At 70.5% G+C, this 12,224-nt stretch carries 11 protein-coding genes; 10 read left to right on the top strand and 1 reads right to left on the bottom strand.

Annotated elements, in window-relative coordinates; translation table 11 throughout:
• From G4D87_RS40025 to G4D87_RS22720, 9 genes are all read left to right on the top strand, one after another.
• The coding region (locus G4D87_RS40025; protein ID WP_163784314.1) for a coiled-coil domain-containing protein at positions 1–2,107 on the top strand (2,107 nt) is incomplete at its 5' end.
• A gap of 12 nt (positions 2,108–2,119) precedes the next feature.
• Positions 2,120–3,325, top strand: coding sequence for a radical SAM family heme chaperone HemW (hemW, locus tag G4D87_RS22755; protein WP_163784313.1), 1,206 nt, complete (start codon positions 2,120–2,122; stop codon positions 3,323–3,325).
• A 34-nt stretch (positions 3,326–3,359) separates the two neighbouring features.
• Entirely contained in the window at positions 3,360–4,190 is an 831-nt protein-coding gene (locus tag G4D87_RS22750; protein WP_163784312.1) for a hypothetical protein, read from the top strand.
• A 16-nt stretch (positions 4,191–4,206) separates the two neighbouring features.
• Positions 4,207–5,745, top strand: a complete 1,539-nt coding sequence (locus G4D87_RS22745; protein ID WP_163784311.1) for a DUF4388 domain-containing protein — start codon at positions 4,207–4,209, stop codon at positions 5,743–5,745.
• A gap of 174 nt (positions 5,746–5,919) precedes the next feature.
• The gene (locus G4D87_RS22740) at positions 5,920–6,684 is read left to right on the top strand and encodes a TadE/TadG family type IV pilus assembly protein (RefSeq protein WP_163784310.1); all 765 of its coding nucleotides are present in this window, start codon (positions 5,920–5,922) and stop codon (positions 6,682–6,684) included.
• The gene (locus G4D87_RS22735) at positions 6,660–8,231 is read left to right on the top strand and encodes a TadE/TadG family type IV pilus assembly protein (RefSeq protein WP_163784309.1); all 1,572 of its coding nucleotides are present in this window, start codon (positions 6,660–6,662) and stop codon (positions 8,229–8,231) included. The genes G4D87_RS22740 and G4D87_RS22735 overlap by 25 nt, the downstream gene beginning before the upstream one ends.
• Positions 8,228–9,343, top strand: a complete 1,116-nt coding sequence (locus tag G4D87_RS22730) for a hypothetical protein (RefSeq protein WP_163784308.1) — start codon at positions 8,228–8,230, stop codon at positions 9,341–9,343. Before G4D87_RS22735 ends, G4D87_RS22730 begins: the two co-directional genes overlap by 4 nt.
• Positions 9,337–10,200, top strand: a complete 864-nt coding sequence (locus G4D87_RS22725; protein WP_240358507.1) for a hypothetical protein — start codon at positions 9,337–9,339, stop codon at positions 10,198–10,200. Before G4D87_RS22730 ends, G4D87_RS22725 begins: the two co-directional genes overlap by 7 nt.
• A complete protein-coding gene (locus G4D87_RS22720) occupies positions 10,197–10,376 on the top strand; it encodes a hypothetical protein (RefSeq protein WP_163784307.1) in 180 nt (59 codons plus the stop codon). The genes G4D87_RS22725 and G4D87_RS22720 overlap by 4 nt, the downstream gene beginning before the upstream one ends.
• A gap of 25 nt (positions 10,377–10,401) precedes the next feature.
• On the opposite strand, the gene G4D87_RS22715 is transcribed toward G4D87_RS22720, so the two are convergent.
• The gene (locus tag G4D87_RS22715) at positions 10,402–11,592 is read right to left on the bottom strand and encodes an ABC transporter substrate-binding protein (RefSeq protein WP_163784306.1); all 1,191 of its coding nucleotides are present in this window, start codon (positions 11,590–11,592) and stop codon (positions 10,402–10,404) included.
• A gap of 183 nt (positions 11,593–11,775) precedes the next feature.
• Here G4D87_RS22715 and G4D87_RS22710 point away from each other — a divergent pair.
• Positions 11,776–12,224: SUF system Fe-S cluster assembly regulator (locus G4D87_RS22710; RefSeq protein WP_163784305.1), on the top strand; the 449-nt coding region annotated here is incomplete at its 3' end.

Here is a 12,224-nt window from a genome sequence, read left to right as displayed (position 1 = left end):
GGGCACGGGAGTGCCCGCGTCCCCGAAGGCGCCCGCGCTCCCCAAGGCGCCCGGGTCCCAGGCCGCCGCCGCTCCTGCCCCCGCCGTCCGCGCCGCGCGGACCCCGGGGAATGATCCATTCGGGGAGCCGCCGGAAATCCGGATGCCCATGGGCGGCTCGCCCGAGGACAAGCTGGAGTACTTCCGGGCCGTGGTCCGCCAGAAGACAGAGACGCTGGCGCGAGCCCGCACGCTGTACGCGGAGCGCGACGGCGAGCTCCACGGGGTGAAGCAGTCGCTGACGCTGGCGCGCAAGGAGCTGGCGGAGTCGAAGGCCAGCGTCTCCGCCTTCCAGGACGAGCTGGCCCGGGCGGCGGCGGAGTCCCAGTCGCGGCTCGCCAGCCTCCAGGAAGAGCTCACCGCGGTGGAGGCGGACCGCAAGGACCTGTCGCGCGCGCTGGCGGAGGTCGAATCCGATGTGCCGCGCCTGACGTCGGAGCTCCAGGAGGAGCGCGAGGCCCGCGGCGCGGTGGCCGAGGAGCTGATTGGCGCGAAGGAAGCGCTGTCGCTGGCCCAGGACCGCGTGGCGGAGCTGGCCGCGGAGAAGTCCGAGGCCCAGGGCGCCCTGGAGGCCGTCCAGGAGCAGTACCAGCAGGCCATCGCCGACGTGGAGCGGCTGACCACCGACCTGGAGGCGGCGTCGGCGGAGAAGGACTCGCTGGGCCTGCGCGCCGCGCAGTTGGAGGCCGCGCTGGCGGAGGCCCAGTCCGGGCTGAGCGCGCTGGAGAGCGAGAGCGACTGGTCGAAGAGCTCGCTGGAGGAGGCCCAGGGCCGCTCGGGCACGCTGGAGGCCGAGCGCGACGAGGCGCGCAAGCAACTGGCGGTGGTGGAGGACGGGCTGCGCACCCTGCAGGAGCAGGTGGCGGAGCTGGAGCGCTCGCTGGCGTTGAAGGACGCCGAAATCGTGGGCCTGCGCGCGGCGCTCACCGCGCGCACCACCGAGGCGGCGGAGCTGCCCGCGCTGCGCCAGGCGCTGGAGGCGCGCACCGCGGAGCTGACCCAGCTCAAGGCGAAGCTGGCGGCGGAGGCGGCCAAGGCCGAGGAGCGCTCCCAGGCCCTGGAAGAGGGCCTGGCGCAGGCCAGTGAGCGGGCCCAACTGGCGGAGGGCGAGGCCGCGGCGCTGAAGGAGGCGCTGGAGGCCGCCGAGGTGGAGCAGGTGTCGCTGCGCGACCGCATGGACGCGGACGCGGCGGCGCTGGGCGAGGCGGTGCAGCAGGCCGAGACGAAGGTGACGGAGCTGACTGCGGCGGTGGAGGCCGCCCACGCGGACCATGCGTCGTGGAAGGAGCAGCTCGCCGCGGTGGAGCTGAAGGCGGCCACCAAGGACGCCGAGCGCGTCGGCCTGTCCGCCCGGGTGTCCATGCTGGAGGCGGCGTCCGCGCAGCGCGAGGCGGAGCTGGCGCGGCTGCAGGCGGAGGTGGCGAAGGCCCACGAGGCGCTGGCCCTGGAGCGGGCGCGGCGCGAGGCGGCGGAGGCCGAGCGCACCGACGCGGAGGTGAAGGCGGCCCAGGCCGAGGCCCAGGTGGAGTCGCTGTCGGCGGGGCAGGGCGGCGCCGAGGCGCAGGTGGCCTCGCTCACCGAGGAGCTGGAGGCCGCGCGCGCCGAGGCGGACAAGGTGGAGCGCCTCCAGGGCCGGCTGAAGATGATGGAGGGGGCCCTGGAAGGCGCGAAGGCCCAGGCCGCGACGGCCAGCGGCAAGTCGGACGCGGCGCGCGCGGCGGCCGAGGCGAAGCTGGCTCGCGCGGAGGCGTCGCTGACGGCCGAGGCCGAGAAGCTGGCGCGCACCGAGGCGTCGCTGAAGGCCGAGGCGCGGAAGCGGGCCGACGCGGAGGCCTCGCTGCAAGCGGAGCAGGAGGCGCGGCAGGCGCTCGAGGCGAAGCTGGCGGAGGGGCCGGGGACGCCTTCCCAGGGGGCGCCAGCGGACTGGGAGGCGGAGCGCGAGCAGCTCAAGGCGGACGCGGCCAACCTCAAGCGCAAGCTGGTGGCGGCCGAGACAGCGCTCGAGAGCGCGGCGGGCTACAAGGCGAAGATTGCCCGGCTGGAGGCGCAATTGAAGGGCAAGAGGTAGAGGTTCCCCTTCATGCCTTTCGACGCGCCAGTGGATGCCCTCACGGGAATGCCGGCGGCCCGCTTCGGGCTGTACCTGCACTTCCCGTATTGCCTCGCGAAGTGCCCGTACTGCGACTTCGCGGTGGCGGTGGCGCGGCAGGTGCCGGAGGAGCGCTACGCCCGCGCGGTGCTGGCGGAGCTGGACACCCGGCTGGCCGCCGAGCCCTCGCTCGCGGGGAAGGTGCTCGACTCCATCTTCCTGGGCGGTGGGACGCCGTCCCTGTGGCACCCGCGCTACGTGGCCCAGGTGCTGGACGGCCTCGCCGCGCGGCTGCGGGTGGCGCCCGGCGTGGAGGTGTCGCTGGAGGGCAACCCGGAGCGCGCGGACGCGGAGCGCTTCGCGGGCTACCGCGCGGCGGGGGTGAACCGGCTGTCCTTGGGCGTGCAGTCCTTCCAGCCGGAGACGCTCAAGGCGCTGGGGCGCGCGCATGACGCGGCCATGGTGGACGGGGCCGTGGCCGCGGCCCGGCGCGCGGGCTTCCCGGTGGTGGCCCTGGACTTCATCTATGGCGTGCACGGGCAGACGGTGGCGCAGGTGGAGGCGGATGCGCGCCGGGCGGTGGCGCTGGCTCCCGAGCACCTGTCCACCTACGCGCTGACGGTGGAGCGCGACGTGCTGGCGGAGGACACGCCCCTGTCGAAGCGGCTCAAGCGCGGCGAGCTGGAGTTGCCGCCCGACGACACCGTGGTCGACATGGCGCGGGTCGTGCGCGAGGTGTACGGGGCGGCGGGCCTGCATCGCTACGAGGTGTCCAACCACGCGCGGCCGGGGTGCAGCTCGCGCCACAACGCGCTGTACTGGACGGGCGGGGAGTACCTGGCGCTGGGCGTGGGAGCCACGGGCATGTTGCTGTCGCCCCAGCCGCACCGGTACGTGAACCTGCGCAGCGCGGAGCGCTACCTCGTGGAGGCGGAGGCGGGGCGGCTGCCAGAGGAAGGCCGCGAGTCGCTGGGCCCGGAGGAGCTCTTCGCGGAGCGCCTGGCCATGGGCCTGAGGCTGGTGTCGGGCGTGGACTGGGAGGCCGTCTGCGAGCGATATGGGCAGCCGGTGGAGCCTCGGCGGGCGGAGGTCGCGCGGCTGGTGGCGCATGGCTTCGCGACGCTGCGGGACGGGCGTCTGGCATTGACGGAGAAGGGCGCGGACGTCCACAGCGCCGTGTGCGCGCGGCTGATTTAGGACGGCGCCCACCGGAACGGATTTCGAGAGGCATATGAGCAAGTGGATACTGTGGCTGTTCCTCACCCTGCTGACGGGCAGCCCGCTGCTGTCGCTGGGCCTGATTCTGGTCATCATCTTCGTGGCGGACCGCTTCACCTGGCAGGTGCTGCCCAGCCCGGTGCGCCTGCTCAAGCGCTTCCAGCGCGCGGGGCAGCTGGCGGGCACCATCCTCACCAACCCGCATGAGCGGCGCGCGCGGCACGAGCTGGCGGACATCCGCGTGGAGCAGCGCCGCTACGCCGAGGCGGTGGACATCCTCAAGCCCAACCTGGAGGCAGGCGACGAGGACGTGGACACGCTGTACCTGCTGGGCGTGGCCTACCTGGGGGCCGGTGATTCCCAGCGCGGCGAGCTGCTGCTGGACGAGGCGGCGAAGCTGGACGCGGACCACAAGCTGGGCGCCATCGACCTGGAGCGCGGACGCTTCCGGCTGAAGCGCGGCGACGTGGCGGGCGCGGTGGAGGCGCTGGAGCGCTACTGCCAGGTGCGGCACGGCACGGTGGAAGGCCGCTACCTGCTGGCCAAGGCCCTGAGCCGTGCGGGCCGTGGTGACGACGCGAAGCGGATGCGTGACCTGGCCTGGGGGGAATATGTGGTGGCGCCCCGGTTCCAGCGGCGCCGGGAGCGCAAGTGGGCCTGGCGCGCGCGGCCCAGCCGGCCGTTGATGTACGCGGCGGCCGTGGCCCTGGTGCTGGGGGGGCTGGCGTCCGTGTTGCCCCGGTTCGGAATGACCCCGGAGCGCGGCTACGGTGGCCGCTACGACGCCGGCGCCCATGGCGAGCCACCCAGCGCGTCGGGGATGGAGGAGTACCTGGGCGAGTAGCGCTAGGCTCTCGTCCATGTTCCCCACGCCGTCGCAGATCCTCCGCCAGCGGGAGGGAGTGCTGGCCGATACGCCGTTCCCCCTGCTGCTCCACGCGCTGATGGCGGAGGAGCGCACCTGCACGTTGGAGTTGAAGGTGCGCCAGCGGGAGAAGCGCATCGTCTTCGAGGACGGCGCGCCGGTGGCGTGCCAGTCCAACCTCCTCCACGAGACGCTGGGCAAGTACCTGGTGGAGAAGGGCAAGCTGTCGGAGACGGACTACCAGAAGGCGCTGGCGGAGAGCATCTCCGCGGAGGTGCCGCTCAGCGGCCTGCTGGTGCAGAAGGGCCTCATCAGCCCCTTCGACTTGTACAAGCAATTGCAGGCGAACCTGGCGCACAAGCTGCTGGACTGCTTCCGCTGGGTGGACGCGAAGTACCGGCTCATCGCCGACGTGGAGCCTCCAGACGCCAGCGTGCGGACGAACACGGGCCAGCTCATCCTCACGGGCGTGGCCAACGTGATGCCGTTCGACGCGGTGGCCACGCACTTCACCTTCACGGACGAGCGCCGCTTCGGGCAGATGCCGGGCACGGAGGCGGGGCTGAAGCTGTCGTCGAAGGACGCGCGGCTGTTCCAGGCGCTCCGGCTGCGGCCCACCTTCGGCGAGCTGATGGAGCGCACCGGCTTCGACACGGAGATGGTGCTCCGGCGCCTGTACGCGCTGTGCCTGCTGGAGGTCGCGGGCTTCGCGGAGGACGTGGACGCGAAGGCGGCCCGGCTGAGCGCGGGCAAAGGGACGGCGCCCGCCGCCGCGCCCGAACCGGTGGCGCCTCCGGCAGCGGCGCAGGCTCCGCAGGGGACGCCGTTCTCCGACGAGGACGAGGCGGCCCGCAATGCCCTGGTGAGCGCCTTCATGTCGCACCGGAGCAAGGACCCCTTCGCGCTGCTGGATGTGCCCGAGGACGTGCAGCCGGTGCCGCTGCGCAAGGCCTTCCTGGCCCTGGCGGACCGGTACGCGCCCCTGCGCTTCCACACGCCGGAGCTGCGCGAGAAGGCGGAGGTGCTGCTGGCGGCCCACGCGAAGGCGTTTGGCGCGCTGTCGGACGCGGAGCAGAACCTGCTGTGGCGCAAGCGGCGCGCGGCGCACCGGGAGAAGGACCGGGGCACGCGGCCCACCACGGCCGAGCAGTTCCGCATCCGCACGGACCTGCTGGACGCGACCACGCAGTTCGACGAGGCGAAGCGCCGGCTGGCCGCGCGCAATCATGCCGGGGCCTTCGAGTACTTCGAGTACGCCTGCGACATCGACCCGAAGCCGCTGTACCAGGCCTACCGGGCCTACGCGCGCTACCTGATGAAGCCGGAGGCGCACGGGCGGCTGGCGCAGCAGGAGCTGCAGGAGGTGCTGCGCCAGGAGCCCACACTGGAGGAGGGCTGGGCCTTCCTGGGTGAAGTGGCGCAGGGCGAAGGCCAGTGGGGGCAGGCCGAGGACGCGTTCCGCAGGGCGTTCAAGCTGAACCCGAAGAACCGCCGCTACGTCGAGCTCATCCAGGAGATTGTCCGGCGGCGTTAGGCAGCCCCTGTCTGGCTGCCTGCCTGACAGGGTTTGTCTGATGTTGGGTTTGGGGTCATTTCCAGCCCCTGTGGGTGGCGTCTGTCTGATGTCCGACAGTGGATGCCATTATTTTCGGACCGGGAGGGGCTGGGTTTTCCTTTTTGCGGGGACCGCTGGGTAGTCTTTGAGTCCATGGGCAGCCTTCGTGAGAGGAATCAGTCGGGCCAGGCGGCCGTGGAGGCTGCCATTGTCCTTCCGCTGTTCGTCTTCCTCATCCTGGGCATCCTCCAGCTGGGGTTGATGCACCAGGCGCGGCTGCTGACCAAGTACGCCGCCTACAAGGCCGTGCGGGCTGGGTCGCTGAACAGCGCCAAGGTGGACGTGATGGAGAAGGCCGCGCTCGCGGTGCTGTTGCCGCTGCTGAGCGTGCCGAGCGGCGTGCGAAACCGCGCGCACATCCCCCCGGTGGGCAGCGCCGCGGAGTTCCAGCAGAAGTGGCAGGACCTGCAAGGCAACCAGATTCCCGGCACGTCGCTCAAGCACGCGGAGGTCACCATCTGCGGGCCCACGCGGGGCGACGTGGGCGGGAGTGGGCCGGAGCTGGACTTCGATGACCCCCGGAACACCGCGCCCACCGGGTGGAAGGAGAGCCACCGCACCAAGCTGCGCGTCCAGGTGACGTTCAACTACCGGATGATCATCCCCTTCGCGGACTGGGTCATCTACCAGTCCACCCGCGGCCGGAAGATGACGTCCGTGCTGCGCATGCAGGGCGAGACGCCCGAGGGAGACGGTACGCCCGAGCGCACCGACTCGCTGCTGGAGGCGGCGGCCGCCCAGCGCATCTACATCTCTCCCATCCGCGCCACCTACACCATGCGGATGCAGTCCAACTTCTTCCTCAACCGGGCAGCCCTGCCAGGGAGCAACGAATGCGTCTTCCCCTTCGCCTATTGAGTCCCAAGGCCCGGAGACGCGCGCAGCGGGGGCAGGCCATCGTCCTGGGGGCGCTGTCCTTCCTGGTGCTGGCGTTGATGGTGACACTGAGCTTCAACCTCGCGCACGCGCTGCGCCAGAAGATGGGCTTGCAGCAGCACAGCGACGCGCTGGCCTACTCCATGGCCGTCCTGGAGGCGCGGTCGCTCAATTACTATGCAGTCAGCAACCGGGGCATCGCTGCTTCCTACGTCGCGATGAACAGCATCCATGCCTACATGGCGGCGTCGAGCGTGACGGGCGAGATGATGCGGGCCTCGGCGAAGAACTTCAACGCCATCGCGCTCATGGAGCTCGCCAAGTGCTTCTCCTGCTACACCTGCGCGATCCACTGTGCCCACGCGGCCGAGGCGAAGAAGATCGCCGGCGAGTTCGACCAGGCGGGGCAGGACTACGACCAGAAGGTCCGCTCGCTCGAGTCCAGCTTCAACGCCGCGGTGCGAGGGGTGGACCTGCTGGTCGACAACCTCCACGCCTCCCAGCGCGAGGCCCATTCCCAGACGCTCCAGGCGGTGCGGGATGGACGCAGCCACGGCCTGTCGCTGTTGACCCAGTACAGCGTCCCCGGGGCCAGTGACCTCTCGCAAGCCGTGGGGGGACTCAACGCGAACGAGTTCAACTGCGCGGTGGATGGAATGGACTGCCGGAACAGCGTGGAGAATGCCTCTCCGGAAGCGTTGGCGCGGGTGATGACCGAAATCGCCAATGCCACCCGCTCGGACTGGAGCGCCAACCGCGCCTACAAGGGGGACCGGCTGGGCCTCATGAAGCCCTCCTACCTGCACCCGGACTTCTTCGACGAGCTCCGGGACATCCCGGACCAGGGCTCCTACCTGGTGCTCGAACACGAGGGGACCTCCAAGACGGTCCAGGACAAGTCCGAGGTCAACAGCGGTGGAAAGCAGGGGGGCAACTCCGGGACGACGAGCGCCGCGCAGGAAGAGGGCCGCATCCTTCACACCTGGCGGCACGGCTTCACCTGGGCCAGCAGCTATGAGGCGGGCGTCTGGAGCGACGCCAATGGCGGCGGCCACGAGCCGGATGGCGCGCATTCGGGCTCGCACAACTTCGAGGGCGTCAACGCGAACGCGCTGTCGGGCTGCGCCCGTTCAGGCAACTGCTTCATGAAGTTCCGCGCCAACCCGTCCTCGGCGCGTGACTGGGGCCAACCTCGCGTCTACAGCTACCTCACGCGGCAGCTTCGGGTGGGCGACCCGAAGCGGGCGCCCTGGGAGCTGAATTCGTCGGCGCAGGTGCGGCTGGACCATGGTGCCCAGGGCTCGGCCTCGCTCACGCTCGCGGCGCAGGAGGGCGTGGCCATCTCCAAGGCGCTTGTCTATTACCATCGCTTTGGCGCGAATGGCTGGCGCGAGGCCCCCAACCTCTTCAGCCCCTACTGGCGCGCGAAGCTGCACCCCATCAGCTCCGATGAGGCCGCGGAGGTGCTGAACGCAGCGGGGAACACCGACGCGTCGCGGTTGGCGCAGGTCCCGGGGGTGTCCCTGTGACGCGCGCGTCCCGTCGAGGCGCCGCCTCCGTGGAGATGGCGGTGTGCATGCTCGTCATCATCCCCGTGTTCCTCTACTCACTGTTCCTCTTCGACCTGCTGCGCCACATGCTGGACTCGCAGGAGACGTCGCTCACCACCGCGTGGGACTACACCGTCCTCGACTACGAGAAGGAACCTGAGTCGGTGGCGACGGAGGACGGCGGGACCACGACGGAGGCTTTCTCCGGCTTCGAGATGGCGCAGGCCTATTCGCGGTACATGTACTGCGACCACGAGTCGGGCATCGACAGCTACGGTCCGGGAAAGGGGCCGGAGTGTAGTGACTCTCCTGATTCCGAGGACCACCACACCGACGTCGTCGCCCATGCCTGCTGGCTCAACCCCGGCGGGCAGCAGGTGTACTGCACGCTGGATGCACAGGCCGTGGGCGCGTATGGCGTGTCGCTCCACCAGTCCTTCATGGACACCTTCGGCCGAGGTGGCCTCATCCGCTGCTCCGCGCGCCTGGGCGTGCAGAACTACCTGTTGCCGGAGACGTTCCTTCCGGAGTTCTCCCGCGTGAAGTTGGCGAAGGAGACGCAGGACCGGGCCAACGGCGTCCATAACAACGCGACGGGCAACGGAGACCCCGGCTCTCACGGCCGGGGCGACAACGTCTACCTGCTCCCCTGGGAGCAGATTGCCATCCTCACCGATACCTGGGCGCTCACGGAGCACGCCGACGTGCGGCCGGGGACACCCGGGGGGAGAGGCATGCACGAGCGTGTCATCCAGCTCTATCAGAACGATGACAACCCGGCCTTCTCGCAGATGTCCTCGGCGGTGGAGGGGCTGGTGAGCCAGGCCATCGGCTCCAGTCTCCTGCACCAGGGCCTGCGGTTGCGGCCCCGGGGCTACAAGACACCGGGAGACGATCCTCGCAATCCCAGCCTCGCCATCAAGCCCCACGAAGGCGGAGGTGGCGTCGAAGAGGAGATAGAGCAGCAGGGCGGGAGCCGCCAGGGCTACTTCAGCAGTGAGTGGCAGGACTGGGAGGGCGACAACAACCAGCGCTCCTATGAGGCGCGCGGCAACTGGTACCTGGGTTGCGAGAGGTCGGAGTCGTGCTGACGCCTGTTGCCGCCACGCGCTCCGTTGTCCGGATTCCCGCGCTGCTCTTCTCCGTGGCGGTGGTGGGCGGCCTCATCGGCTTCTCTTGGGAGCACGCCGTCTACCGGGGCAGCGACAGCAGCCAGGAGTGGAGCCCGCCGGAGCTGGGCACCGACGTGGAGAGAGCCTCCCGTAGCTGGGTGCGCACGCCCGCGGAGGAGGCCATCCTCCAGCGGGCACTGGTTCACTTCCCGCCGTACCCCAACGCCACCCGCCCGGAAGCGCTGGCCGCTGACTACCTGGGGCCCGAGGCGCCCATGGCGGTGGCGTGGTTCTCCACCCAGGACGCGCCCGCGAAGGTCCTGGAGCACTACACGCAGGCCCTGCTCGCCAAGGGGCTTCCGGTGCTGCACCAACGCCACGGAGAGAAGGGTGGCTACGTGGGCTACTGGAGCCCCGCCACGGAAGAGGTGCGGCTGGTGTCCACGCTGGCCCAAGGGGGTGAGACGCTGGTGTTCGTGTCCTCCGGTCAGGTGGGGCCCATGTTGCAGCGCGCGGCGGCCGTGCCCGGCTGGCTTCCCGTGCCCGCTGAACTCGCGGAGACCCGGACCGTGAACTTCAACATGGAGGGCGCCTCGCACCACGTGGTGACGGGCCAGCTCCAGGCGGACTCGCCGGCCGAGGCGGCGCGGCGCTACGGCGACCTCTTCCGCGAGCGCGGCTGGCAGGTCGGGGCGCCCGCTCCCGTGGAGTCGAATGGCGTCGGGTTCGAGGTGCTCAAGGAGTCCGTGAGTGGCCGCGCGGTGCTGCGCGGCCTCTCGCCGGGCCCGGGAGTCGAGGTCCAGCTCACGCTGCTACGCCGGAGCGTTGCCCCATGAAGAAGTCCCCGCGTCAGTCACGGGCCGCCCGCGGCCAGTCCATGGTGGAGTACGCCATCGTCACCGCGGCCCTGCTGGGCTTCAGCACGATGGGGTGGCCGTTCCTGGTGGCGCTCTTGAACGCGCTCCACCGCTACTTCAACTCCATCTACTACGTCATCCAGGCCCCCATCTGAGGCGCGGGGGCCTGGGAGCCCAAGGCTACGGCGTCACCGTGGTGACGAACTCCGCCTTGCCGCCGGAGACCTTGAGGACCACGGCCTCCTTCACCGCGTCGCGGTTGGCGTCCAGGGTGATTTTGCCCGCCACGCCCGGGAAGTCCTTCGTCGCCGCAATCGCGTCGCGCAGCGAAGGGCCGCTCAGGTCCGGCGCGCGCTTCATGGCGTCAATCGTCACCCGCGCCGCGTCGTACGCCAGCGCGGCCACGCTGTCCGGCACGCTGCCGTAGGTGGCCTTGTAGCGGGCCAGGAACTTCTGGAGCACCGGATCCGGGTTGCCCGGCGAGTAGTGGTTGGAGAAGTAGCTGCCCTCCAGCGCGGAGCCGCCCAGCTCGTACAGCTTGTCGGAGTCCCAGCCGTCGCCGCCGAGCAGCGGCACCTTGAGCCCGATTTCACGCGCCTGCCGCGCGATGATGCCCACGTCCGTGTAGTAGCCAGGCACGAAGACGGCGTCCGGCTTCAGCCGCTTGAGGGACGTCAGCTGCGCGCGGAAGTCCGTGTCGCCCTTGGAGTAGCTCTCATCGCCCGGCACCTCGCCGCCGAACGCCTTGAACTTGTCGGTGAACACGTCCGCCAGGCCCATGGAGAACGCGCTCTTGTTGTCGCGCAGCACCGCCACGCGAGACAGCTTCAGGTTCTCCCGCGCGAACTTCGCCATGACGAGCCCCTGGAAGGGGTCGATGAAGCAGACGCGGAAGATGTAGTCGCCCTTCTGCGTCACCTCCGGCGCGGTGGACGTGGGCGTCACCATGGGCACCTGGCCCGCCTGCGCCTTCTCCGCCATGGCCATGGACACCGACGAGGCCGCCTCGCCCAGAATCGCCACGACCTTGTCCTGGGTGATGAGCCGCGTCACCGCCTGGGCGCCTTCCTCCGGTCGGCCCTGGCTGTCGTACACGCGCACCTGGAGCTTCTTGCCCTTCACGCCGCCCGCCTCGTTGGCCTCCTTCAGCGCCAGCTCGATGCCGTTGCGCGCGGACACCCCGAAGGTCGCCTCGCTGCCCGTGAGGCTGCCGACCTCGCCCAGCAGAATCGTGTCCGAGTCCACCGGAGCGGCCGGTGCCCCGGTCGCCTGTCCCTCCGGCGAGGGCGCGGCGGGGGCGGGCGCGTTCTTCTTCTCGCAGGCCACCACGGCCAGGGCCAGGGTCGCGAGCAGCATCAGGGGACGGCGCATCGGCAAGGTTCCTCCGGGGACGGTGGCGTCACCCTATCCCTCTCCCCACCGCCCTCCAACCAGCGGCGCTTCAGGGAGGGATTCAAATTGCAATGTGGACTAAAACGGTCCTGATTACATAAGAGGTCAACGTGGCCCGAGGTTCTTCGGCGCCTGGAACCCAGAGAGGAGACACCCGCACCCATGCTCCGGATGAGCAAGATGACCGACTACGGCATCGTGCTGATGACCGAGCTGGCTCGCGCGGAGGGTGACACGCGCACCACCCGTGAGCTGGCGGCGCGCACGCGCGTGCCACTTCCCTCGGCCAGCAAGGTGCTCAAGGGCCTGCTCCAGGCGGCGCTCGTGGTGTCGCACCGTGGCGCCAACGGCGGCTATGGGCTGGCGCGCCCGGCCCATGAGCTGTCACTGGCGGAGCTCGTCTCCGCGCTCGAAGGGCCGGTCGCCCTCACGGAGTGTGGCGTCCACACCTCCGGCGGCGCGCCCTGCGAGCTGGAGTCCGTCTGCCAGGTGCGGGGCCACTGGCGCTTCATCAACAACGCCATCCAGGAGGCCCTGGGGCGGCTGACGCTGGCGGACCTCATCGCCCCCGCGCCCCGCGTGCCCGAGCGCCTCGTGGGACTGGGGACACA

The organism is Myxococcus vastator (assembly GCF_010894475.1).
GTDB lineage: Bacteria > Myxococcota > Myxococcia > Myxococcales > Myxococcaceae > Myxococcus > Myxococcus vastator.
The sequence above is the reverse complement of the archived record's forward strand: the minus strand, read 5'-3'. Positions and strand labels throughout refer to the sequence as shown.